The sequence below is a fragment of the Sphingobacterium sp. B29 genome (genome assembly GCF_001952815.1).
Taxonomy (GTDB): Bacteria; Bacteroidota; Bacteroidia; order Sphingobacteriales; family Sphingobacteriaceae; genus Sphingobacterium; species Sphingobacterium siyangense.
Genome location: NZ_CP019158.1, coordinates 1,718,491 through 1,744,280, shown reverse-complemented (window position 1 = coordinate 1,744,280; position 25,790 = coordinate 1,718,491). Strand labels below are relative to the sequence as shown.

Here is a 25,790-nt window from a genome sequence, read left to right as displayed (position 1 = left end):
TTAATCCTTTTTTGATTTCATATCGTATAAAAACTAGCTATTTCCAACATTATTTACGATTTTTTCTGCCAAAGCTTTAAGCTGAAGCATATCAGCATAGTCGAGCTTGAGGGCTTCAAAAATCTGCATGGGAACACAGCTCGCCTTTTCCTTTAATTGCAATCCTTGTGCTGTAAGCTGTATTTTAACCACACGTTCATCTTCTTTGCTTCGTGTTCGTGTAAGCAACGATTTACTCTCCAAACGCTTTAGCAATGGGGTGAGTGTCCCATTGTCGAGGTATAGTTTTCCACCAAGCTGATTTACGGTTTGTCCGTCGTTTTCCCATAGTGCCATCATCGTGATATACTGCGGATAAGTCAAATCAATCTCTTCGAGAATCGCGCGATAGCGCTGCATAATTTCCCTATGCAGTACGTATACGGAAAAGCAGAGTTGTTTGTCTAATTTTAATAAATCATCCATCTTACAAAGATATTGAGTTTTTAAGGGATTGAAAAACAGTAATCAACTATTTGTACTCAACAACAAAATCTTCCTTGGGTATTCGAACTTTCTTCATTGTTGAGATCCAATCCCGGGAACTGTCTGCGACACCAACATACATTAACGAGACACTTTTTAATCCATGTTTCTCCAATTGCAATACCGTATCCACCACATGGTTATCGAAGCCTTCTGCAGGGGTAGAATCGACACGAAGTTCAGCTGCCTGAGCCAAAGCCAAACCTAAGGCTATATAAGTCTGTCTTGCCGTGTGCGCAAAATTTCTTTCCGCAGCTTCATTCAGATAAATTGACTTTAACTTCTCGGTATAGGAACCAAAACGTCCACGAGGTAGTTCTCGTTCATCCGTTGTAAAATCATAAACTTTATCAATACGTTCTTCCGTATAACGATCCCATGCAGCGAAAACAAGCACATGTGAACATTCACGCATACAGTCTGGATTTAGTGCTCCCTTTGCCAATTCTTCTTTCAATGCCTGATTTTCAACAATCAATATCTTAAATGGCTGTAAGCCCGAAGAAGTAGGTGCAAAGCGTGCAGCCTCAACGATTTTATCTACATTTTCCTGACTAACTTTTTTTGTAGGATCGTATGCTTTCACAGCATGACGCCATTTTAAATCTTCTAGTAGTGACATATAATTATTTAATTATTTTAAGAAAATCATGGATAATATTGCCAAAAGTGCAGGAACTCCTTGTACAAAAAATATCTTTTTGCTCGCTGTGATTCCACCAAAAACCCCAGCCACGAGGACACAGCCTAGAAAAAACAGGCGTACATTTCCACTCCAGACCGGATCATTGATAAAAAAGGACCAAGCTAAACCCGCAACTAAAAAACCATTGTATAAGCCTTGATTTGCGGCAAGCCCTTTAGTGGGTTTGAAAAGATCAGCAGGAAGAGCCCTGCCAAAACTACGTTTTCCTGCAGTTTCCCAGGCAAACATTTCCATCCATACAATGTATACATGTTCTAAAAGTACGAGCGCTGTCAGCACATTAGCCAAGTTATTCATCTATTATTCGTTAGTTGATACCGTCAATTTAACATCTATATTACCCCTTGTTGCATTTGAGTAGGGACAAACTTGATGTGCTTTTTCAATCAATTGCTGGGCGACTTCCAAACTCACTCCCGGAATATTTGCATGTAATTCTGCAGCCAACCCAAAACCGCCATTATCCAATTGTCCAATACTCACATGTGCAGTTACCGAAGTCTCTCCAGTTTTTACTTTTTCTGACCTAATAACCAAATTCAAGGCACTATCAAAACACGCAGCATAGCCTGCAGCAAAAAGCATCTCTGGATTAGCATAATCGTCATTTGCTCCACCAAGACCTTTAGGCATGCGAACAGCTAAATCCAGTACACCATTTTCACTTTTTACTTGACCGTTTCGTCCTCCTTTGGCTGTCGCGCCGATGTTATATAACGTTTTCATATTTCAATTTGTTTTGTTTGCACAAATGTAGGACAAGAAATTATATTGTGCAAAATATAATATTGCAATTTACATTTAAATGAGAATAGCAAAATATCAAAAACATGACTGCGTGTATCGAATGTAATCTAAAACCAGTACATTTGATTATTGCAAATCGGGTTTAAATGAAAACAACTTCCATTGAACAGTTTTATCAGGAGATCAATGCGAGCATCCCAAAGGAGATCGCAAGAGAGATTGGTCATTTTAATGTATTCAGCTTTGAGGAACTTGCAGCTAAATTAAAAGATAAACCGATCATGCCCTACAATAAGCGTACCTACTATAAAATAAGCTTAATCACAGGGAAAAACATAGCCGAATATGCCGACAAAGTAATCGAAATTGATGAATCGGCACTTGTATTTGCTACCCCAAAAGTTCCTTACCATTGGATACCGAAAGATGAGCATCAAAAGGGTTATTTCTGCGTTTTCACCGATGAATTTCTAACCCGAAATAAAAGTGGTGTTAACATAGATGATCTCCCTATCTTTCAACCGGGCGGCCTTCCGATTTTTCAATTATCAGAAGAACAACGTATTGAAATAGAGGAAATTTTTCTAAAAATGAATAAAGAGCTATCTTCAGATTACGTCTTTAAATATGATCTAATGCGAAATTATGTACTGGAAATTATCCACTATGGGCAAAAACTCCAGCCAAAGAGTATAACGAATCCAACATCTAATGCCTCAAATAGAATCACATCTCTATTTATAGAATTGCTAGAAAGACAATTTCCCATTGAATCTCCAATGCAACGTCTACAACTACGGACAGCTAATGATTTTGCGGAACGACTTGCCATACATGTCAACCACCTGAATAAAACCCTAAAAGAAAATACAGGTAAAACAACAAGCCATGTCATTGCCGCAAGGATCGTACAGGAAGCTAAAATATTGCTACGACAAACCGATTGGAACATTTCTGAAATCGCATTTTCACTTGGCTTTGAAGAGATAGCCCACTTTTCAAATTTTTTCAAAAAACAGACAGGTTTGGCACCAAACAATTTCCGATCTCAAACGTTATAATTTGAATTTTACAAATATCCATTTGCTTATTGCAAAGGAGAATCCGCCTTTTTAAAGGACCTTTGTGTTGTTGAATCTTAAAACAAATCAAAAATGGCTACAAATAAAATAGCATTGGTAACAGGCGGAAGCCGTGGTTTAGGTAGAAACATGGCTGTTAGCCTCGCAAAAAAAGGAATCGATGTCATGCTAACCTACAATAGCAATCAGGAGGAAGCAGATCATGTGGTTGCCACGATACAATCTTTAGGTCAGCATGCAGCTGCATTCCAATTAGACGCAGGTAATGTGCAGTCTTTTGATCTCTTCATCGAACGAGTTACACAGCATATAAAACAAGAAACAGGACAACCAAACTTCGATTTCCTAATCAATAATGCCGGAACAGCATTATACGCCCCTTTCATGGAAACTACGGAAGAGCAATTCGATACAGCTTATAATATCCATTATAAAGGGGTATTTTTTCTCACGCAGAAAGTTCTTCCCTATTTGAACGATGATGGACGTATTATCAATATTTCTTCTGGTCTTGCGCGTTTTGCATTTCCGGGATCATCTGCCTATGGCTCGATGAAAGGAGCAATCGAGGTATTGACGAGGTATCTTGCCAAAGAACTTGGTCCCCGTGGTATTGCAGCAAACGTTGTCGCTCCCGGTGCAATCGAGACAGACTTTGGCGGCGGGCATGTGCGGGATAACAAAGAAACAAATGCGCATATTGCAGCTGTTACAGCTTTAGGACGTGCTGGTGTACCTGACGATATCGGCGGTGTCGTTGCCTTCCTTTGTACCGAAGACGCAAGATGGATCAACGGACAACGTATTGAGGTATCCGGCGGGATGAATCTTTAGTAACCTACCACCTAAATAAGCACATAGCTGAGGCTATTAGCTATGTGCTTATTTTAAAGTATTTCTTCACCAATTTCTCCCCTTTTAGCCTAAAAATTATAATGCTATTATCATTTTCTTCCTTACCTCATAAATTGTACGTTGACTGATTACCCGAATGATTATGTTTGTAGCATAAGAATATGATACAACTTGCTATAATAAGTGATATTCATGCCAATGAAATTGCATTGGATGCGGTATTAACGGATATCAAAAACAGAGGATTAACACAAATCTACTGCTTAGGTGATCTTGTTGATTTCGCTCCCTGGGGGAATGAAGTCATTGACAGAATACAAGAAAAAAACATTCCATGTCTACTAGGAAACCATGACCAGAGAATTGCTTTTGACGAAGCCATTATCCCTTTACCACACCATGATGTAATAGAGACTTCAAATCGAGAAATCGCCATCAACCTAAGTAAAAAAGAGATATCGGTCCCTCATAAAAAGTGGTTAGCAACATTACCCTACAACATTGAACTAACCTTCAAGCTTGGAACGAGTCTCAGGAAAATACTTCTTGTCCATGCCAGTCTCCAAAGCAATGACGAATACATCCATGAATCAACTCCCAAGCATGCTCTATCGACCCAATTAAAGCAAAGATCAATCGATATTCTGGTGATGGGACATACACACCATTCTTATATTCAACAGGATGGAGACGTCTTGTTTATCAATAGTGGTTCAGTCGGGCGTAGTAAAGAAAAAGACAGAAAAGCGACCTACGCAATAATAACCTTATCTGATAAAGAAATTAATGCCGAGATCGTTAAAGTAGATTACCCAATAATAGCTGTCGCAAATGCAATTTACGAGAGTAAAATCCCCAATTTCTACGGAGACTTCTTACTTGCGAATAATACACTTTAATCATTGTCTATTTGCCTCAATAGTTAAAGGTGTCCTTTCAATTTTAACATAAAAATCCCCGACACATACTCCGCATTATTTTCAAAGAGAGGATCTCCTAAAAAAACAATACGATTGCATCGGGGATTTATGTACAATTGTTATTTCAGAAACAGTTTCCGAATAGCTTTATTACCAACATCCAGAAGGTAGATATTACCATCTTTATCTACTACCACATCTTTTATCAGACCAAACCGTGCTGTCGATAAAGTCCCATCCACATATCCATTCGTTCCCTTTATCAAAGTAGTCACTTCTCGTGTCGACATATTGACCTCCCGAATAGCATAATTGTAGTTATCGGCAACAATCAATCTGTTATTTAATCCTGCTGTTATACCGCCTATTCCGTTGAAATATGTGTTCGTTCCAATCCCATCTTGATAGCCCGCATCCGAACCTCCAACCCAACGTTCCCCACGTGTATCACCCGGTCTTACAATCTCGATCCCGTTATTGCTGCTTGTATTCTGATCCGAATAATACAAAACTCCTTGACTGTCCACAAAGGGCTTGGCCATTACCCAACTAGGTCCGGGTACCTTAGTATAATTTCCAGCCACGTTGACTTTGTTTATACCCTGCGCAAAACCAGCTACTGCGACATATAAATTCCCTGACAGATCCAAACACATTGAACCCGGAGAAAATCCTTTTGCATGTATAGTGCGTTTGCCCGCAGCTGTAATTTTAAAGATCTGATTCGTTCGTTGATCACTGACATAAATATTATTTTGCGGGTCAACAACTATGCCTGTAGGATAATCAAACACAGCATCGGTACCATCTACTTGTAAGATAGATACACTTCCAGTCGGGGATATCTTTTTAACTTGTTTATTTTCTGGATCTGCGACATATAAATTTCCCTGTGCATCTATCGCCATTCCAGCTAGGTTGTTGCCGAATACCGTACTTCCTGGCCCCCCAACGAATGTCATTACACCTGCGCGACGGAACGGCTGCGGTGCTAAAGCATCTTGACTGCCAACGATTACCTTTACCTCGCCTGTTGCAACACCCTGTGGTGCCTCCATAACCAACTTATTCTCACTAGCACTTGTCACAGGGGTCAAAACACCATTAAAATAAACCCTATTTTCGGCAGCATTTGTACTAAATCCGGTTCCCAATAGGGTTACACTTGTTCCCGCCAAACCATTGTCTGGACTTATAGAATGAATACCAAGCGCCTGATCCTTAAACTGTGGTCCTTCCACGGATTGATCGTTGACTACAACCCTTACCTTTCCGGATCCAGTTCCGCCAGGGATGATCAGCTTAAGCTGATTTTCACTACTTGAAGAAACAGCAACTTGCTTTCCATTTATAAAAACCTGATTTTCGTCAAGTTCTTTACTAAACAATAGCCCACTTATTGTCATTTCAGCCCCTTTTGGGCCACTCAAAGGAGAGACTGCGCCGATTTCAGGCTTGCCTACAACCGTAAATTTCGGACCCGAAATTTTCTGTTCATTGATATTCACAGATAGAAGTCCTGTACTGACGCCAGCTGGAGCCACTACGACAATTTTTTCAGGACTAGACTCCAATACGACCGCGATCTTTCCATTGAAATCAACGATATTCCCCGAACTGACTTTTTCGAAGCCTTCACCAGTTAGGGTAACTTTGGTTCCCGCCCCACCCGTTAATGGTTTAATACTGCGGACGACCTGATAAGTAAAATTCTGTCCTTGAGACTTTTTACCATCCACACGAACTTCTACAGCACCATACCCAGCATCTTCGGGAATTTCTGCAACGATTACTTTATCTGTAACACTCACAACCAAAGCTTTTTTGCCATTAACATAGACTTCTGCAGGTTTATCTGTACTACCAAACCCCTCCCCGTCAATCCGTAGCTGGGTGCCGCCTGTACCATTTGTCGGAAAAATTTTTGAGACTGAAAGATCTTGATAGGTATAAGTACCAACATCAAAACTATTACTTCCATACTTCAAGACAATTCCTCCACTTTTGTCACCTTTTGGCACACGTAAAACAACCGATGTTGGAGTAGCGCTAATCACCTCTGCCGAACTCCCTGCAACTGTTGCAGAAAATTCTGTAATTGCCCCGCTGAAGCCCTGTCCTTCAATCGTAACTAGTGTGCCAGCTTTACCAGAATTAGGGTAATAACTATCCACTTTAGCCGGAATTTTATCGACCAATTCTTCCTTTTTACTGCAACTGATCGTCGCAATAGCCATCCATATAGATATGATGACTAGATTAATTGTATTTTTCATTGGAATAAATTCTTGTAACTATATATCCGCTATCCTTTTAGGTTTTTCCCAAATGGCCAAACTAGAATGTATATCGCACCCCACATTGTATTTGTGCTCTTGAGTTAAAATAATCGATGCTATAAGGTTGCCCAGGATCACTAAAGGTAAATACGGGCCAGCTATCAGCATTTTGCCTCGGCGGAAATAATGATGGGGTAAGGCCCACACTACTCGTCGAATTAAATGTATTGGGTGAAAAATACTGAATACCCCATTTCTTGGAGATTAGATTAGTCAAGTTCATAACATCCACCGAAAATGTTATAAATTGTTTCTTTGACTTCTGAAGAAAGAGATCATGTGCAATTCGAAGATCTGCCTGTACATTCCATGGTGTTCGCCCCATATTACGCGCTGTAAAATCACCCCTACGGGAGCTTAGATAATCATCACCATCGATGAACCGATTAAAAGCATCTGCTTGCTGCTGAGCAGAAAAACCATTTGCAAGATCTTTAAAGTAATGAATTGCTTCCGTCGGTCTTGGAATATAAACCAAACTTACTTGCTGTGGCAAGCCTTGTATGCTGTTATTGACGATACCATAGGTAAATGGACTTCCAGATTGCGCACTGACATACAAGGTAAAATTCGTACGTCCTGCATTACGCCAAGTTTGTTCGTAATTTATACTCGAAACGATACGGTGACGGATATCGAAATTGCTGTAAGCTAACTTTGGATTATTAGGGACAAGTGACTGATTCAGTTGCCAGTTACTTTCCATAGAATTACGTACGCCATTACTTAAATCCTTTGATTCTCCATAGGTGTAGCTCAGTGTAGCATTCAATTTTTCTTTGATCGTTTTTCCAATGGTCCCTGTTATACTGTAGCGGTAACCTTGATTGGTATTACTCAGAAGATATACATTCGAGAAACGATTATCCACAGTACCGCTATAAACAGGTTGTTGTTTATTGACGTCATACCCATACCATAATGGGTTATCCTTGTTGTTCAGCTGCTGAAATAGAACATCTTTAATATTCTTTGTATAAATACCTTCAACCGTAAATTTCCAGCTTTCAACCTTGTAATCTATGCCCAAGCTGGACCGCAACACCTGTGGCAGCACAAAATTGTTATCGACCAGATCAACCTGCGTTTTTCCGGTACTTGGATCATTTATGATAGCGCCATTCTGCGCTATAAACTCACCTATTCCATTCGGACTTGGCTTTATAGGGTCAGACCCAGGTGCAAATGGTTTCTGATCTGCTTTTTGATCGAAAGCACCGTAACTGTTACCCGTATTATAGTATGCATAAGCCAACCAAGCAAACGGTATACGCCCTGTAAACAAACCGGCGCCCCCCCGGACAGTCAGTTGTTTATTGTCCATGGCCTCCCATCGAAAGCCAATTCTCGGAGACAACTGTATCCTATTTAGAAACTCATTTCTTAACCGATTCGGTGGCGTATAGGTGTAGGTTGTGCCAAAAGTGGGGTCAGACCACATGTCATTGACTTTATCACTCCGTGTCGGCATTGTTGGCAATGCTGCCAAATCCGCACGGAGTCCAGGTGTGATTTGGAAACGATCATTTATAAGGATTTCATCCTGAATGTAGAGACTATACATATCAACAGAGAAGTTTGCTGCGGGATGATCCAAAATGTAAGAACGTGAATTATCCTTATAGTTGTAACTTCCTCTTACACGATACGGAACGTTCGCGACGAAATCTGCAATACTATTGTAATCAACCCGACCATTCCAACTATTAACAAACCCATACCGAATGCGATAAAGCTCATTATGTGTTCCAAATAACAATTTATGCCTACCTTTTGTCCAATTTAGATTGGCCGTAATCTCCCAGGTACCTTGTCGCATGTTAAATATACTAGCTTCACGATCAGTTCCAAGATAAATTGTTGTGCCCGGTGTACGTCCTTGTATCTGTACCTGAGGTAAGGAAGGATCACTTAAGGGGTCACGTCGATCATTTACCTGTGTATATCCCAACACAATATTGGAAGAAAGATTATTACTAAATCTACTTTTCAATTCCGCAACGGTACTTGTTTGGTTGTTCTCTTGTTCAAAGGCCATACTACTGAACCGAAAATCCTGTTGATCCCGATCCATATGAGTTGCCTTACTAAAGATTGTATTGTTACGGATTGCCAACTGATGTTTGGCATTTATATTCCAGTCTAAACGATTGAAAAACTTGGTTGACCGGGACCAATTTGTATAATTACCTGCGGTTCCAATATTAAAAATATCACCATAGCGAGAACGAGCGGCTTCGGCTATTGCGTCTACATCATACTGTTCTAGGATATGAGCTGTTTCGATAGTTCCAACACGCAACTGCGTAGGATCTTGACGCCTGGTAAACTCTTCATTACTGAAAAAGAATAATTTATCTTTTATTAAAGGAAACCCTATTCGGAAACCTGTTTGATAATCGTAAAAATCTTTATTCATTTTCCCCAAAGTTCCCACACGGTCCTTACCCGTTAACGCGGCATTCCGTCCATAGGCGTAGACCGAACCTTCAACTTGGTTTGTACCACTTCGAGTGACAGCATTGACCGAGCCGCCTGTAAAATTTCCGATCTTGACATCGTAGGGAGCCAAATATACTTGCATATCCTGAATGGCATCTATTGATATGGGGTTTGTTCTTGTACTGCTCCCCGCCATTCCTGAGGTCCCCGTTTGTCCGCCAAGAGAGGGGCTAAAACCTATTGCATCATTATTGATGGCACCGTCAATCGTGACATTATTATACCTAAAGTTTGTACCACCGAAACTATTATCGCGACTTCCTTGAGGTGTAAGCCGAGTTACATCGGTAATCGAACGGTTGACTGTAGGCATATTCCTGACTTGCTCGCCACTAAAATGATTTCCGGTTCCTACTGTCCCTGCCCTTGTATCAGCTTTCCGGCCAGTCACAACGACCTCACTAAGTGTTTCATTACGCTGTTGCATAATAAAATCTACCTGCAAGGTTTCTCCCAAACGCACAAATATATTTTCTTTACGTTCTGTTTGTAATCCAATGCTACTTAAATCAACTGTATATGGACCTCCAATACGAATATTATTTAAAGTAAAACGTCCATCTTTATCGGTCGATTGCACATAACGGGTCCCCGTTGGTGTGTGTATCACAGTAACGGTCGCCTTCTCCACAAGAGTTCCACTGCTACTTTGCACCTTTCCGTTAATTGTACCCGAAGTTTCCTGCGCAAAAGAATTGAGCGCTGGCAAAAGAAACAAAAAGAGTAAAATTAGCTTTAGTATTGACATTATAGGATAGAAAGTCATGGTTGATCTTCCTATGCATATACCGTCATATTGATATCTATTCATTGCTATGTTTCATTAATTCGTTAGATAAATCTTCTCATTACTGTGTTAGCCGGAGCCCCTGATCAACAATATGTAGTACCCCATCTCCGGTAAGGATATCCTGTTTCTGTAATAAGACATCATTTGTATTTCCCAAACCCCGAAGTGTGATACCACTAAAAGAGCCCGGAGAGCTGGTATTTGGAACCAACTTAATGTCTACACTGTTACCATCTAGCATGGTTTGCTTAGACATATTTGTATTACCCGTACTCAAGATATAGTCGTACACAAAACGACGGTCATGGAGAATATGATAGTGGACTAATTTTTTCAGATCGTCTAAATTGGCCAGCTCCACATCCTGCACGGATTGAAATCCCAGCAGAGTCATTGCAGCATTATTTGGTGCAAAAACTGTATAGGCTCCCTGATTTGTTTTTTCGGATAAAATGCCGGTCCTTTTTATCGCACGAGCAAATATGCTGATACTCGCATCTGCGTTGATAGCATCCACAATCTTGTCATGTACATACGGAGTCATAACGCGGTCGAGCACTTGAATCAGTCCATTAGATGCAGGCAAATTTTGTGTCAATATACGTGCTCCATTCAGTGTCAGTACTGTATCAGTTCCTTTTACCCAATGTGTGGCATAGACCTTACCGCGACGTGTTTTTAATTCTTGATTGAACAGAAAAGGAAGCTTATTGAGCTCATATTTTCCATCCAGTATGTGATAATTAGCGATATTAGAAACTATCGCTGCGCGTTCAGACAACATGCTCACGACAGTTGGATAACCCGCCTTTCCAAAGGCATTGTCGGATGGAGCAAGCAAAGTATAGGGACCTTCGCCCTTTTGCAACTCTTTATCCATATTACTGACGCGCAATGCAGCATTAAATACCGATAAATTAAAATTATCAGCAACCACCAAGTTGACCTTATTATTGTCAAAATTCGTCGTGTTTTCTTCCTTTTTACAAGCAAATAATAGATTGATCGTCAGCAAAAATAGGCTACACTTGCTATAACTAAAATTATGTCGTCTCATCTTTTATTTAAGTTTAAATCCTTTGGGAAGCAATAGGTTATCAACAACGTGGATCGGCCCATTGACCGTATTGATATCTGTCTCAATAATATTGATCGGTGCTTGCTCAGCTTCTTTGATTTTCATTTGGATCTGGTTTCCATTTTTAGAAAAAGCTAACGGCATTTTATAAGCGTATTGAACCTGACTATTCCCCCCTATATTCACATAGTAATCGTTTAACAAGGCAGGATCCAGATCATTACTATAAAAGATAGTATTATTGGACATCGCTATGCCATAAGCAGGATCCTCAGTTGCAAACACTCTGCCCCAATTGCGATGAAAACTGAATAAAGTATCTGTCGGAAATGCTCCACGTGGTTCAAAATACATGTCGTCGTATCTTACATCTCCCCTTTTAGCATTAAAAGCCAAAATATCGGCCACGCTATTGAACCCTGCTTTTCGAAAGGCATCATCTGTTGGTGCAAAGGTGGCTGTCAGGTTAATATTAGGTATCTCATTGTAAAATGGATCCCTATCTATATCCCAGCCTCGTTGATAGGGAACTCTGGCCTCTGGATAATAGCTCAAAAATTCCTCTTTACTCATACGATATCCCCATAGAGGTTCAATATCATCCAACATTTTTTCATAAAACATTTCCTCGGACAAACGTTGGGATTCCACAAAAAAAGTAAACCTTCCGTCGGCTATTAGCGCCTCCAATATGGTCATAGTAGGCTTTTCAATCACTTTTTCCAACATATAGACTCCACCATTTGTCGCGGGCTCATAAGCTAATTTTCCTTTAGACTTACCATTGACTAGCAAATCGCCATCTTTCACAGCGAGATAATGACGATAAGCATAGATATCGTAACGTCTTCCTACAGGCTCGGTATTATCATAAAAAGGTACTCGGTAATTTTGATTTTTTAACATCGAGCGAACCATGAGACTATATTTGCCCAGTTTAATTTGGTTGAGATCTCCTAAAAAACTATAAAATTGAATGAAGTCGGCAACTTCCTCCGTGGTCATTTTTTGAATAGTCTCTAATGTTATTCCTGCTTGCTTCAACGCATTATCGGTTGGGACCAATACGGTCACTTTTGTATTGACTCCAGCAGCCTTTATCAGTGCTACAATGTTACTTTTCTGCCAAGCCGCTAAAAAAACTTTTGCTTCATTATGCTTTGTCAATAGTTGCGTAACATCTTGTGAAGCTTCATTTTTATAAGGGACTTCCTCCCCCACAAGCTCCGGCATGAACTCAGTTTTTTGGCAAGATAGCAGTACAAACACAGCAGTAGTACATAACAACAGTATATGCCAAACGGCATTTATTGATTTATTTTTCATCTTTTCCTTTTTTTATCGCTTGATCTGGGCTTACCAGCCCTTGATCTAAATCATGAACCAAACCATTACTACACAAATAGTCCATTTTAGCGCCGACAGCATACGTTACATCAGCGAGTATAATCGAATAGAAAGTATCATTGTCCCGGAGTCTCATATTATAACTTAGTTTCCAGGTCGGATAGGCTTCATTGGCAAAATATTCCATATAATGTATTTTGTCTTTCAAGTGGTATTTGTAATTACCATTCGAATTAATGACAGTAAAAACTTGCGAATCCGATATAAAAAAATGTTTATCGTACATGATGTAGGCACCAAACAATACCTCAGCGACATAATTCTGTGGAACAGCACTATCCAAAAATTCCATCGTAACCCCTCTCTTTTCTAGTGCCTCATTTGTTGGTGCAAATACCGTAAATGGGCCTTTTTCAGCCAGCTGTTCCCATAGCCCAAATTTCTTCAGTCCAGCCACAAAAACAGTATAGTCTTTCTTGTCACTGAGCCAATCCTGAATATTTTTCTCAAATTGTGGTTTCATTACCTTATCCAGCACATGCAACACCCCGTTGGATAAAACCACATCTTTGCGGACCGCTTTCGCTCCGCTAAAAAACAGCATATTTGTTGGAGTAATAGCCCCGGGTGATATAGAACCGATTGAGGCGTACAATTCGGAACCTTCCAGTGTTGCATACCTAAAATCCACCGAATTGCTCGGAATATCGCTCACATAAAGACGCCTTGGGAGAATATGATAAGAAATCAGTCTCCGCAAGCTATCCTTATTCATTCGATCAAGGTCAGCTGGACGAAACACACCGATCTCATTAAAAGCGAGATCGTTTGGCACAAGAACTGTAAATGGCCCATTACCATTTAGTTCGACATTCAGACCTGTTTTCTCCAGCGCCGCATCAAAGAGGCGCATTTCGTAATTGTTATGAATAAAGTCGGCGGCCGGTCGTATATTTTCATTAGGTTGGGGCACAATGAGATTATCATGTTTGCAGCCTTGTAGCAACAAAATAAATAAGCACGCAGAAAACCAGCCCATAGCATGAAGCGGTGAGACCTTCTGTTCTATTTTGCTATTATATTGAATCATTTCTGCTAATTTTAGTAAATAGGTGGAGCATATTTTCGTTGTATGGTAGTTAGGTAGACGCGACCATTGACAATTTCGATCGTATTGACCGTTGCGAAAGTGCGTGGATTATCCTTTCCCGAATGTACATTGACCAACAAATTTGGAAGCAGTGTTCCGTTTTCATTACTGGTCAATCCTACTTTTCCGTTCAGGAGACAATTAAGTACAGCCCAGTTGCTACCTGTATTTGTATCACTATCATAAAATGGATTCGTGACGGGATCCATTCCAAGTGTAAAAAAGTCAAATCGTTGCCAAATAGCTGTGCGGATACCGTTGGATTTACTACTCGCCCATAACGGAAAACTTGCATATGCATTCACTTCATTTGAACTTGTATTACGTTTAATGGTTGTCAAAAAACGCCCTTGGTAACCATTTACTTTCGCAGCATAATGGCTAAGCTCTTCCTGACTTTCATAAAGTGACAAAAACACATTCATTTCATCTTTGACGCCATTTTTGAAGCTTTTCAACCGATAATCATCATCTTTTAAGCTTGCATCAGCTTCCCAGAACCCTTTTGCACTCATATTGTAAAAGTTTACGTACACCAATGAATCTGATAATGGAAGCTTATAGAAATTTTCATGTCTCAATAAGATTCCATGATCCTTCTTTATAAAATCCCTTTGCAAAAGATGGAGTGTATAAACTTCTTTGCTTTGAAGATTGATCACCGTATCGATCAGAATGTCATTTTTCAAACGATCTTCCAATTCAAAGAAGGGTACCGTATTTTTTGGACGATACGCAAATACGACCCTTATCTCGCCTGAGGGTACCTGAGCCCAGCTACTTAAGTCAAATCCGTTTAAAATAGGACCGACTAGAACATTTTCCTTTCCTGGATATTCGGGATTGCTTGGGTCTGTACTGTTCCCGATGTGCGAAGGATATGGGGGAGCATAAGGATCTCTTTTATCCAAGAAATCACCTATAATTTCAGCTCCTGTAAATTTTCCATCAGATCCTATTTTCGGATTGATAAGCATGCAGAAATAGGGTACTTTATCATCCTTGCTACCCATAGTCTGTACGTAATTGACATTATTAAAAACACGTAGATAAGCCGGCTCGGCAATCTGTGTATATTCAATTTTCGTACAGGAAGCAAGCGATAGTATGAAAATGGCCACTAGCCAAATACGATTTGATATATTTTGCTTTTTCATTATTTATTATGTTTGATAATGATCATTCGCGCTTTTTCTTTATCGGACGATCCCGAACCACTTTTTCCAATCAACGCTACAGTATAAATTCCTGGCTCAAATGCTGGTAGAGGCCTTCCAATGATTGTATACAGCGATTTATTTGCTATAAACTCCGTCGATTGCAATACGTCAATATCGTCGGCCCAGACACCCGGTATTACATCTGGTTTAGAACGATACGCCATTATTGCATAGGGATTCGTCATCATATTTACATTGGTATAAGGCATATTAATCGAAGGGATCCCAGGTTGCAGATTTACATTGCCGCTGTTCCCGAAAGGCTGTCCGTTAGGCAGTGTAAAGGTGATATAAGGATTGCTTGTCGATAGATTTAAAAAGCGATTAAAGAAGAAGAATTTAAAAGCTAGCCGACTGTATGTCCCATCGTCTTCAGCCGGTAAAGGGAGTGTACCACTCAGATCATTGGAAATGAGAAGCAACTGAGCCTTTCCATTTAGGTCAGGATAGAGCCATAACGTATAATTTTGATTGCTCCGCAATTCCTGTTTTATTGTCGCCAGTACGTTTCCAGTTGCATCTATAGCCTCTATATCATATTGCTTCTGGGTAAACACACTATAATTGCTTCCTTTTCCAAATCCGATACCGCTGGCAATAACCTTTCCATCGACCCTAAACCCTATCGATTGATCCTTATATGCATTTACACCTTGTATCCTCAAGTAACTTTGATTAACCTGCGCTGCAATGTCTGTGATAATCTGAAACGAATTTTGATAGGCCTCAGCTGTTTCGTTCATTTCATTTGAGAAATAACTAAATCGCTGCGGGGTGACTACGATCGTATAAACACCACCAGGTTGGAAATCCTGAATCGGAGCATAAGCAAAATTAGTAGACTTTGCATAATCTTTTGGAATGGTGGAAGTCGGTAAATCAATGAGCCCATACTCAAACCGCCCTGAGCCCAAAGAAGGAAGGGGTCTACCATCTGCTAGCAATATTTTAAACTGATAGGTCCCATAGGGCAGTTCAATATAGTCTGAATTGCGACGTGCGACAGAAATATCATTCGTTTTTTGATCAACCAAAGTACCATCAGCATAAGCTAACGATATTGCACCAACGAGATTCTCCTGTGCACCGCCCATGCCATTGGAAGGGTTTTTGATCGCTCCAGCTAGGTTAACAATCCGAATCTTAAAATGGTCCGGCTTACTGGGACTAGTCATAGCCCGCGTTAATGCAACAACTTCAGGTTGACCATTCATGATTAAGGAAGGAAGCAAAAAATAATCCTTAGGTTGCTCATAACTATTGTCAACCTTGACTTTAAAATCATGGTTCAAACCAAAACCCTGATAAAAGCGAGCTGCAAACGTAAGGTCTGCCTCTTCTTTCTGATCAAAAAGATCTTGTGGAACTGTCCATGTCTTTGTCAAACGTCCGTCTGTTGGGAAATATGACGTTCCAGGATATTTATGATTCCCCGGATTTAACGGATGCAACACAACAAAACTTGTCAAGCTGTCGCCATTAGCAATAACCTGATTGAAGTCAGATAGATTAACAATTCTAGTATTTGAATTAGGCCGGTTTTCAGTTACAGGACGATTGTCATTAATCACATCCAGTTTTTCCTTTTTACAAGAAACAAAGGATAAAAAACATAACGCTGTAACACCAAAAAACCGACACCCCACACGTTTAAACATACTGATTTTCATTAGATTAAAATAAGTTATAGGTAAAACCGATCATAATTTCTGCCCCACGCTTATAACTTCTGTTGATATACTCATTTCCATACCACTTTCCTCCGGTTTGCGGATTTGCATAAACAGTTTTAATAGCGGGATTCATTATATTTTTGGCATAGCCTTTAAACAAGATCCGTTTATTGAGCTTTTGGGAAAAAACAAAATCAAGGTAAGGCACGGGCTGTGTATACAGATCCGGTTCCCCTGTCAGATTAATTTGGACTAAGCGTTCCCCAACCATATTAAAGGTCACTGTGAGATCGGTCCCTGATTTGTCGTTATCATAGTTTAACCAAGCATTAATCGAATAAGGAGCCTGTTCAAACAACGGACTATTTTTTGGCGTATATCTATCCAGTGAACGATTTGCTTCATAACGCTCCTCAGATTTTTTAATTTCACTTTGTGCCAATAAAAGATTGGTACCCAAAAACAAGTTTTTTAAAGGATCATATAAGGTTCCCAAATTCTTGACAACTTCAAATTCCAATCCCCATACCTTACCAATATTACCGTCATTCTGAAATTGGATGGTTGGAAATTCCGGATAAGTAGCAGCTAATCCTTGGGTTTTTAGATTAAATACCTTAACCAATTGATTTTCTATACGCTTTCCAAAAGCCGACACGGCAATAACCTCTCCTTTAGCAGGAAACCATTCCCAACGAAAATCCGCATTTTGGGTATATTGGTTTTTCAAATTGGGATTACCAACCACTAAGCCCATTTGAAAGGCATCAAATTCAAATACATTGGTAATCTCACGCAATTCAGGTCTAGCCAGGGTCGTGTTGAAGGCCCCACGAAAATTCATGTTGTCATTCAACGTATAGGTTGCATTGACAGAATAGAATGGTTTATATTTTGTTTTATAGACAGAATTGGGATTAATCGGATCCAGTGGAATGCGTGTACCATCTGGAGATGTTGCGGTCAGTGCAGGGTCTAAAAATACATTAGCAGTATCCACTGCCGAACCAATATTTGTCATCTCAAACCGAACTCCTCCAGCCATGCGGAATCGTTCAGCAATCTTGAGATCCAGCATACCATATAATGCATTGGTTTCAAAATAACCCTTGTAGTTATTTGGCGATTTTTGGCTATTGTATAGAAATCCACCTACTGGCATCATACCTTCACCCTGTCCCGCTTTTGGTAATACAACACCTACAATTTCATTGCTTACCAAACGGTCTAAATTGCCTTGGACGTCATACAAAGGAATGGCCTTATTGCCCGTAAAATTTGAACCTGGCAGAAACAGCTGGTTTTCTGTAAATTTACGATCCCTAAATAAATAATTGAACCCCGTTTTAAACAACTGCTTTTCACCCAATAGCCTGAAAGGAAAACTCAGATCAGCTTTTGCATTAAAATTATCTTCGTTCAAATTCCGCCATCTCCGACCATTAGGTTCAGCTTGAATAATGCCATAATTTCCAAATCCGTTTACATAGCCCGATGTAAGTGCATAGAGATGTTCAGCATATACATAGTCATCAAAATGAGCCTGCTCACCTATAATGGGACGTCGATACCATCCTCCACCCCGAGGTTTGTAGTCTACAAGACTTGCAAATCTAAAATCCGGGTCATTCTGCGTGGACTTTGACGTTGCAACATTATAACTTAAACGAGGCGAGAGCTCATTTTTCAAAAATTTATGTTCGCCCTGTAGGTTAAAGGTATTCAGATTACGGAAAGTCTGTTTAAGCGAATGAATAGTACTTCTGACTTCGCCAGGCAAGCCCGAATACTCATAGCGCCCATTCAAATTTGTTGCGATAGACTCTCCTCCCCAGCTTCCCAAATATTGCATACTGACCTCATGCTGTGGATTAAAGCGGTAGGTGACCCCTACAAGTGTACCATAGTTTAGTGTTTCGGTTCCTGTATTTTCACGATAAGTTTGATACTTCCCCATAAAAAGACTATTCGGTGTAATATAATTAGGGATATTCCTAAAACTAAAAATATCAGGGTTACCAGTCACTACCCCTTGATAGATGCTATACTGGGTCAGTTCGCCCTGATAAATATCAGCGGTTCTTCTATAATAATTTCCTCCGACGACAAGTCCCAGTTTGTGTTTTCCAAAAACATCATAACTATTACCGAATGTTGCCGAGTAAAGTTGGTTCATGGGCGCACGGCGGTATCGAGTCGTCATAACGGGATCAAACCCTTTCATAATCGTATTAACCCGGTTTACTTCTTGGTATCCTGAAGGACTATAGTTGCTATTGGCGATCATATCCTGGATAGAACTTAATCCATTGGGATATTGCGTTGCAAGATTTAGAAAATCCGAGGAAAGGTCTTTTTTATTGATTCTTGTTCCCAATAATCCCATCTCACTGTTCCAAAAGCTGTTGTAATTTCCTCCCAAACCAATGTTCGAATTGAGCCCGGTTTGAGCGATAAGCTCAAATGTCATTTTCTCAGGTACAGATTTCGTTTTGAGCTCAACGATACCCGAAGCAGCATCGGCAGGTTTATCTGGTGTTACTGTTTTATAAACGGTAATATTATCCAATAAGGAAGCCGGAACGAGATCCAATGGGATGGCACTACGGTCGGGATCAGATGAAGCCAATCTTACGCCGTTCAACTGACCGATCACAGATCGATCACCTAGCCCTCTTATCGCAACATATTTATCATCAGTCACCGTAACACCAGTAACGCGTTGTAATGCCTGTGTAGTCGTGATACTGGCCGTACGCTCAATCAATTCGGCCGAAATAGCATCCTGTACAATAGAAGCGCGTTTACGTTCTTCCAGCACGGCCGTTTCAGTGTTCATTTTACGCCTTGCCTGAACGGTTACCTCTTCCAATGCTGTAGCAAGAGGGTTCAACCCAATGACAAGGTTTTCCTTCACATCATTAATTTCAATTTCCTTGGTCTGATAGCCCAGATAGGAAAGAACGAGAACAGTAGGAATTTTAGAAATCGATAGCGAAAAGTTTCCATTTGCATCAGAATTCGTTCCTCCAGATGTCCCTTTAACACGGATTGAAACACTGGCCAATGTCCTTTTTGTCTGTTGATCAATGACTCGACCAGCCAATCGCTGCTGCAATACATCGGCGGGCTTTTCCAGTGCAGTCCGAAGCGCCGTAACAACAACCAGTTTATTTTTCACAACATAACCGAACGGTTGTCCTGCAAAACATATATTCAATGCTTCTTCAACAGTTGCATTGTTTAGATTGACATTAACGGGTTTTGCTCGATTAAAGAGCCCATTATCGTAAAAAAAGTCATAACCGCTCTGCTGCCTTATTTCTTTTAATATAGCTGGGATATGACTATTTTGTTTGTTAAGTGTAATACGTTGACCGTAAGTAAACGCACTGACTTTCACCAACAAACAAGTTAAAAATACCATGGTGATTTTCATAACACGCATGCATTGATAAAAACTCATATATTTGTTGTTGTTAATATTATTTGATGATCATTGAATCGCAACATGATCGATAAGCTTAACACATTGACCAAAGGTGTTACCAGCACCTTTGGTTGTTTTTTATCCGGCTTATCGTAAAAATTAGATAGGTCAATCTATCACAATAAGCCTCCTTCCATTTAGCGTTAATTTTACTTTTCCTGTTGTTTGCAACATATCAATAATGGTAGATAGCGGTTGAGAACGCGATACCATACCATCAAATTTCAGCTTTTCAAGTCGTTCAGGACATATTACATCCACGTTGTACCACCTTGAAACTTTACGCAGCAGACTTACTAACTCCTCTCCTTTAAAAACAAAGTCACCATTTATCCAAGCTACTTCCTGAGAAATATCCACATTTTCTACACGAAGGGCTTCATTTAACAAGGCCCGCTGCCCTGGTTTTAAGAGCACCGATTCATTTCTTTTTTTCGAACTAACGCGTACACTTCCCTCCAATAAAGTTGTTGTTGTATAAGGTTCGTCATCATATGCGTTGACATTGAAATGCGTACCAAGAACTTCTATTTTTTGATTTGCTGTCTCCACGTAAAAGGGAATTCGTTTTCCCCCTCCCATTCCCGTCTCAATTTTTGTAATTTCAAAATAAACCTCTCCGGTCATATGGACATGCCGTTCGTTTTCACTAAATTTCAAAGGATATGTCAGGGTTGAATTTGCATTGAGAAAAGCTTTCGATCCATCTGGCAATATAATTTGATATTGATTTCCCTTATTCGTCGCAATTTTATTCATTGCTGTACTGGCGATCCGCTCCTTTTCAACAGCCTTATACACCAATTCACCAGCGTTGTTCTTTTGAATTTCTACCCCGCCCTGAAGTGCAACAACACTTCCATTCTTTATATCAGCTAAGGAAACAACGGAGCCATCTTTTAGTGTTAATACGGCATCATCCTTTCCCGGAACACCAATATGCTGTACATTTTTTGGCTGTTCTTCAGCAAGCTGTTGTTTAAATAGAAACAGTGAGATAGCGCCAACAACGACTAGGAGCGCCGCAATTTTTAACCAGACAGCCGTACCAATTTCTATAAAGCTGCGCTGGTTAGCGTGCTTTTTTATTTGAGACTGCAAACGCTCGTAGTTCGTTTGAACGGATAGTTCGCCCGCATAATGCCCCATTGCCACAATGGTTTCCTGCAACTCCGCTATGGACGCTTTATGTTCAGGATATTTTTGTAACCATTTTTCCCATTTTTCGATATCCTCTTTATTGGTTCCCTTACAATAGTTCACAAAAGATTCGTCCAATAATAACGCTTGCAAATTAAGTTCGTTCATACTACTCTAATCGTAATTTATACAATAGAGTGGACAGGGTCATTTTTTCACTACTCGTTTTTAAGAAAAAATCAACAAAAATGAAGAAAGTAGCCCTACGGCAACTTTAAGGAAGATTTCTTGTTCACTAGAAAGATTATTTTTTATTTTTTCTAGTGATTTATAGATGGTATTATAGATCGTATGGATCGAAACCTGATTGGCATCAGCGATTTCCTGATAAGAAAGATCCAAAAAAAATCGTTGGTAAATCACCAATCGTTGTTTTGTCCCTAATTGCTCCATATGCTCTGCAACCAACTGTGTTACTGTATTTGTTGTTACCGCACGGATATGTTGGTCTTCAACAGAGTGATGGATTGACGGATCATGGATTTCTTCCACAAAATCCAAATCTGTCAGCTTCAGTGATTCCTTGCGGAAAAGTTTTTGAAAGAAAACCGTAATAATATAATTATGATGATTACGTATCTGACGATTGCTAGACTTTTTCTCCCATAGATGTAGAAACACATCATTCACGCTATCCTGAACACGCTGTACCGACATTTTCTTTTTTAGCCCCAAATAAGAGAGATAGTGGTAATAATGTTTATATAACGTATAAAATGATTCTTCACACTCCTCTGCCACAAATTGGTCCCAAATATTTCTTAGATCTTTTCCGGTTAGTGCAAACATGATATCTTGGTAACAATGACTTTATACAAAAAAAGGAAAGTCTTATTAACAAGAGATTAACCAAAGATGAAGAATAGGAAAATTGTATGTAAATTGGAATTAGAAAATCAATACTAATTCTTCCTATAGCTATAACGGGTAAATAATGGCAAAAAGGCAGGAAAAAACTAATCATTGGAAAATTTTAACACAAAATGGAAAGACGTATATTTCTTGCAGACAGACTTCGCGAAGTTTTTTTGAATGGACGTTGGATTGCCAACACCAACTATCAGGAACAACTATTGAACACGACCTGGAAACAAGCCATAATCAAAATAAATGATCTGAATTCCATCGCTGCCCTAACCTATCATATCAATTATTACCTCGAGGGGTTACTGATGGCATTTAAACACGGAAAATTGGAAATCAGCGATAAGTATAGCTTTGATATCCCGCCTATCCGATCCAAAGCAGACTGGGATACACTCGTAGATCGATTCCTAAAAAACGCAGCCACATTTGCCAACAGCATTGCCCAATTTGAAGAAAACCTCTTCGACCAGCCATTTATTGATAAAAAGTATGGATCTTACCTCAGAAATATCGAAGCTGTAATCGAACATAGCTATTATCACCTTGGTCAGATTTCACTGATCAAAAAGGTAATTCGTCAATCGGAATAAATTGTTATTTCGCTAGTACAGCGAGTTCCTGTTTCACTTTCTCTCGGTATTCCAAACCCCAACTGACCAAAGATTCGGTGACGGGGAACACACTTTTACCATAGGCCGTAATTTTATAAAACACTTTTACGGGGTCTTCACTTGGCTGGCGGGCGACTAACAAGTTTAATTCAAGGTCTCGAAGTTCTTTTGTCAACACTTTTGCAGAAATTCCCTGAATCTCCCGTTCCATTTTTTTGAAATGGATTTCCTGCAACTCCCGATTAGCCAAATAACGTAATATCATCAATTTCCATTTTCCACCCAAAATATCCAGCGCGTCACGCATAGCGCGCAATTCTTCTGTACAACTCGCCTCCCGCATTTGATTTCCGTCAAAAACTTGTCCCATATTGATTTCTAACAACTAGTTACCACTTGTTAACTACCAACAAATATATAGCAAAGGAAAGGTAGATTTGTCATAACAACTATATAAGATGTAAAATCTATGGATGCAGTGTAAATTATTTTCAATTTGATTTTTCATCCCTTAAAATAGATAGAGTTATGAACGCCGTTATATTAGATCAAGACAATCATTTAATAAATGCCAACGTTGACCTTCCTCCATTGAAGCCCAACGAGGTGAAAATTAAAATAATAGCTTCCGCAATCAATCCCATAGACTACCAAATGCGTGAAAATGAATTTGAACGACGTTATTTATATTCCCCCATACTTGGTAGAGAAGGGGCAGGAATTATTACAGATAAAGGTTCAGAAGTAAGTGAATATGCAATTGGAGATGAAGTGTTTTTTGCCTGTGGTAGCATGGGCAGCAACGGGACCTATGCAGCATACATTCATTTACCAGCCGGCCTCGTTGCCCCTAAACCAAAAAATATTTCTTTTGAGCAAGCAGCAGCACTTCCTACCGCTGGCATCACCGCATTACAGGTTTTCGACAGAGCAACAATTAATCCGCAAGACCATATTTTCCTAACCGGCGCGTCTGGAGGCGTGGGTCTTTTTGTATTAAAATTACTCCTGGCTAACGGCATTAAAAATATCGTGGCAACTGCAGGAAGTATAAGCAGTATTGAAAAATTACACCAACTAGGACTGCAAAAAGACAGCATCATCAATTATCGAAAAGAGAATTTGACCGAAATAATCAAGCGTAGAAGTAATCAGCAGGGTATTGATGTCGCTATCGATGCGGTGGGTCAGCATCTCTCGGAAGTTGCCGCCGCAGTACTAAAACCCTATGGAACTTATATCGACATCACACATTTTACGACCACGGCAGCAAGAGACCAACTATTTAGTTCGGCCGCACAGATCATCAATATATCCAACTTTATCCACGCGCAAAAACTAAATTATACCTATTTCAAAAATGGGCTGGATCGGATCAGACACAATATTGAGCAAGAAATTATTCAATCCGCCCCTATTTATCTTATTGGTAAACTGAGCCCCGAAACAATAGAAAAAGGGCATCTAATGTTGAAAAACAACCAGACTCAAGGCAATAAATTAATTATACAAAATCAATGAGAACTATACCTAGACGAATCGTGACAGGCATACGTGCCGGCAAATCCTTTATCGAAGCGGATGCATTGGTCGATAATGTATCGGAGCACTATCCCAATCTCGTTATTTCCGATATCTGGCAAACCAGTCAAATGCCGGCCAAGTTTGAGAAAGAGCATCCCATAGAAAACACTGCTATACCCCAAGTCATCAAAAATGGCACGTACTTCCGCTATGTACAGATCCCACCTGATCGGGACCTTGGTATAGAAACAGCGATTGGCACCTCTCATCCCCTCATGCATCAGACAGCAAGTTTAGATTACATCGTTATTCTTTCAGGGGAGATTTACTTGATTACAGACACAGAAGAAACGCTTTTACAGGCCGGCGATATTGTCATCCAGCGTGGCACGAATCATGCATGGAGCAATCGTTCCGATCAAATGTGCCTGCAATTGGCAATTCTAATCGATGGGAATTAAAACGCGAATTAAAAATCTACCTATTGCTCAATCGGCAAACTAAACATAGCGTCGATTGAATCACATCGAATTTATTTTGCATGAACACCGCAATTTTTCTAAGTTTGGACTTCATGATAGCAGCATATTTTCGGTCTTTGCATCTGTTCGAGGAAGAAGAGATCAATCAAATTGTTCAGCTTTTTGAATACAGAAAGCTGAACAAAAACGACTTTTTTGTTAAAGAGAATCAACCTTGTCATGAGGTTGCTTTTATACAATCAGGGATCTTCCGTTCTTATTATAGCAGTGCAAACAAGGAAGATATTACCTATTGTTTCCGCTTTCCCAATACTTGGATAGCGGCCTACTCCTCCTTTATTACAGGCGGGCCGAGTACGGAGACCATGCAGGCCATCACCCCTGCCGAACTATGGACGATCAAAAAAAACACCATTGATACACTCGCTATAAATAGCCTAAAATGGACAAAGTACCTTAAAATGATTGCCGAGGAACAATATCTTGAGCTTGAAAAGCGCGTCTTTCAATTGCAAAAAGAAACCGCATCACAACGTTATGCCAATTTACTCAAAGATCATCCTGAGTTTATCCAACAACTTCCTTTACAATATCTTGCATCCTATTTGGGCATTACACAACGTCATTTAAGTCGTATTCGCAGCGAAATTTCTTTTTAGACATTTGTCCTATAAAGACGGTG

At 39.9% G+C, this 25,790-nt stretch carries 22 protein-coding genes; 7 read left to right on the top strand and 15 right to left on the bottom strand.

The genetic code is table 11. The annotated features are described in order from the left end of the window. Nucleotides 1-33: 33 nt before the first annotated feature. From BV902_RS07255 to BV902_RS07240, 4 genes are read right to left on the bottom strand one after another with little or no spacing between them, the layout of a single operon-like run. The gene (locus tag BV902_RS07255) at nucleotides 34-465 is read right to left on the bottom strand and encodes a MarR family winged helix-turn-helix transcriptional regulator (protein WP_075991359.1); all 432 of its coding nucleotides are present in this window, start codon (nucleotides 463-465) and stop codon (nucleotides 34-36) included. A 46-nt stretch (nucleotides 466-511) separates the two neighbouring features. Then, on the bottom strand, nucleotides 512-1,147 hold the full coding sequence (locus BV902_RS07250; RefSeq protein ID WP_075991358.1) for a nitroreductase family protein: 636 nt from the start codon (nucleotides 1,145-1,147) through the stop codon (nucleotides 512-514). 12 nt (nucleotides 1,148-1,159) lie between these two features. Then, nucleotides 1,160-1,528, bottom strand: a complete 369-nt coding sequence (locus BV902_RS07245) for a DUF1304 domain-containing protein (protein WP_075991357.1) — start codon at nucleotides 1,526-1,528, stop codon at nucleotides 1,160-1,162. A 3-nt stretch (nucleotides 1,529-1,531) separates the two neighbouring features. After that, nucleotides 1,532-1,957, bottom strand: a complete 426-nt coding sequence (locus BV902_RS07240) for an organic hydroperoxide resistance protein (protein ID WP_075991356.1) — start codon at nucleotides 1,955-1,957, stop codon at nucleotides 1,532-1,534. A gap of 167 nt (nucleotides 1,958-2,124) precedes the next feature. On the opposite strand from BV902_RS07240, the gene BV902_RS07235 reads away from it, so the two are divergent. From BV902_RS07235 to BV902_RS07225, 3 genes are all read left to right on the top strand, one after another. Then, nucleotides 2,125-3,039, top strand: coding sequence for a helix-turn-helix domain-containing protein (locus tag BV902_RS07235; RefSeq protein ID WP_075991355.1), 915 nt, complete (start codon nucleotides 2,125-2,127; stop codon nucleotides 3,037-3,039). Nucleotides 3,040-3,132: 93 nt separating this feature from the next. After that, nucleotides 3,133-3,894, top strand: a complete 762-nt coding sequence (locus BV902_RS07230; protein WP_075991354.1) for an SDR family NAD(P)-dependent oxidoreductase — start codon at nucleotides 3,133-3,135, stop codon at nucleotides 3,892-3,894. A 182-nt stretch (nucleotides 3,895-4,076) separates the two neighbouring features. Next, nucleotides 4,077-4,814 (top strand): metallophosphoesterase family protein, encoded by a 738-nt coding sequence (locus BV902_RS07225; RefSeq protein ID WP_075991353.1) that lies wholly within the window; start codon nucleotides 4,077-4,079, stop codon nucleotides 4,812-4,814. 140 nt (nucleotides 4,815-4,954) lie between these two features. On the opposite strand, the gene BV902_RS07220 is transcribed toward BV902_RS07225, so the two are convergent. The 10 genes from BV902_RS07220 to BV902_RS07175 form a co-directional block, all read right to left on the bottom strand. Continuing rightward, complete coding sequence (locus BV902_RS07220) at nucleotides 4,955-7,111, bottom strand: IPT/TIG domain-containing protein (protein WP_075991352.1); 2,157 nt, start codon at nucleotides 7,109-7,111, stop codon at nucleotides 4,955-4,957. A gap of 61 nt (nucleotides 7,112-7,172) precedes the next feature. After that, entirely contained in the window at nucleotides 7,173-10,424 is a 3,252-nt protein-coding gene (locus BV902_RS07215; RefSeq protein WP_075991351.1) for a TonB-dependent receptor, read from the bottom strand. 100 nt (nucleotides 10,425-10,524) lie between these two features. Further along, entirely contained in the window at nucleotides 10,525-11,523 is a 999-nt protein-coding gene (locus BV902_RS07210) for a fasciclin domain-containing protein (RefSeq protein ID WP_075991350.1), read from the bottom strand. A 3-nt stretch (nucleotides 11,524-11,526) separates the two neighbouring features. After that, entirely contained in the window at nucleotides 11,527-12,870 is a 1,344-nt protein-coding gene (locus tag BV902_RS07205) for a fasciclin domain-containing protein (protein WP_157625928.1), read from the bottom strand. Then, nucleotides 12,860-13,981: a fasciclin domain-containing protein gene (locus tag BV902_RS07200; protein ID WP_075991348.1), complete on the bottom strand. Its 1,122-nt coding sequence runs from the start codon at nucleotides 13,979-13,981 to the stop codon at nucleotides 12,860-12,862. The genes BV902_RS07205 and BV902_RS07200 overlap by 11 nt, the downstream gene beginning before the upstream one ends. Before the next feature lie 11 nt (nucleotides 13,982-13,992). Next, on the bottom strand, nucleotides 13,993-15,198 hold the full coding sequence (locus tag BV902_RS07195) for a hypothetical protein (protein ID WP_075991347.1): 1,206 nt from the start codon (nucleotides 15,196-15,198) through the stop codon (nucleotides 13,993-13,995). Continuing rightward, a complete protein-coding gene (locus BV902_RS07190; RefSeq protein ID WP_083663503.1) occupies nucleotides 15,198-16,931 on the bottom strand; it encodes a DUF4397 domain-containing protein in 1,734 nt (577 codons plus the stop codon). Before BV902_RS07190 ends, BV902_RS07195 begins: the two co-directional genes overlap by 1 nt. Before the next feature lie 4 nt (nucleotides 16,932-16,935). Then, complete coding sequence (locus BV902_RS07185) at nucleotides 16,936-20,400, bottom strand: carboxypeptidase-like regulatory domain-containing protein (protein ID WP_075991346.1); 3,465 nt, start codon at nucleotides 20,398-20,400, stop codon at nucleotides 16,936-16,938. A gap of 132 nt (nucleotides 20,401-20,532) precedes the next feature. Beyond that, nucleotides 20,533-21,732: a FecR domain-containing protein gene (locus tag BV902_RS07180; protein WP_075991345.1), complete on the bottom strand. Its 1,200-nt coding sequence runs from the start codon at nucleotides 21,730-21,732 to the stop codon at nucleotides 20,533-20,535. 60 nt (nucleotides 21,733-21,792) lie between these two features. After that, complete coding sequence (locus BV902_RS07175) at nucleotides 21,793-22,413, bottom strand: RNA polymerase sigma factor (protein ID WP_075991344.1); 621 nt, start codon at nucleotides 22,411-22,413, stop codon at nucleotides 21,793-21,795. A gap of 194 nt (nucleotides 22,414-22,607) precedes the next feature. Between BV902_RS07175 and BV902_RS07170 the strand changes: the two genes are divergently transcribed. After that, entirely contained in the window at nucleotides 22,608-23,081 is a 474-nt protein-coding gene (locus BV902_RS07170; RefSeq protein ID WP_075991343.1) for a DinB family protein, read from the top strand. Nucleotides 23,082-23,085: 4 nt separating this feature from the next. Here the strand turns inward: BV902_RS07170 and BV902_RS07165 are convergent, their stop codons facing one another. After that, nucleotides 23,086-23,472: a winged helix-turn-helix transcriptional regulator gene (locus BV902_RS07165; RefSeq protein ID WP_075994659.1), complete on the bottom strand. Its 387-nt coding sequence runs from the start codon at nucleotides 23,470-23,472 to the stop codon at nucleotides 23,086-23,088. A gap of 158 nt (nucleotides 23,473-23,630) precedes the next feature. Here BV902_RS07165 and BV902_RS07160 point away from each other — a divergent pair, with 158 nt between their 5' ends. From BV902_RS07160 to BV902_RS07150, 3 genes are all read left to right on the top strand, one after another. Next, entirely contained in the window at nucleotides 23,631-24,623 is a 993-nt protein-coding gene (locus BV902_RS07160; RefSeq protein ID WP_075991342.1) for a quinone oxidoreductase family protein, read from the top strand. Further along, the gene (locus BV902_RS07155) at nucleotides 24,620-25,087 is read left to right on the top strand and encodes a cupin domain-containing protein (RefSeq protein ID WP_075991341.1); all 468 of its coding nucleotides are present in this window, start codon (nucleotides 24,620-24,622) and stop codon (nucleotides 25,085-25,087) included. Before BV902_RS07160 ends, BV902_RS07155 begins: the two co-directional genes overlap by 4 nt. A 113-nt stretch (nucleotides 25,088-25,200) precedes the next feature. After that, nucleotides 25,201-25,767, top strand: coding sequence for a Crp/Fnr family transcriptional regulator (locus tag BV902_RS07150; protein WP_075994658.1), 567 nt, complete (start codon nucleotides 25,201-25,203; stop codon nucleotides 25,765-25,767). The last annotated feature ends 23 nt before the right edge of the window (nucleotides 25,768-25,790 follow it).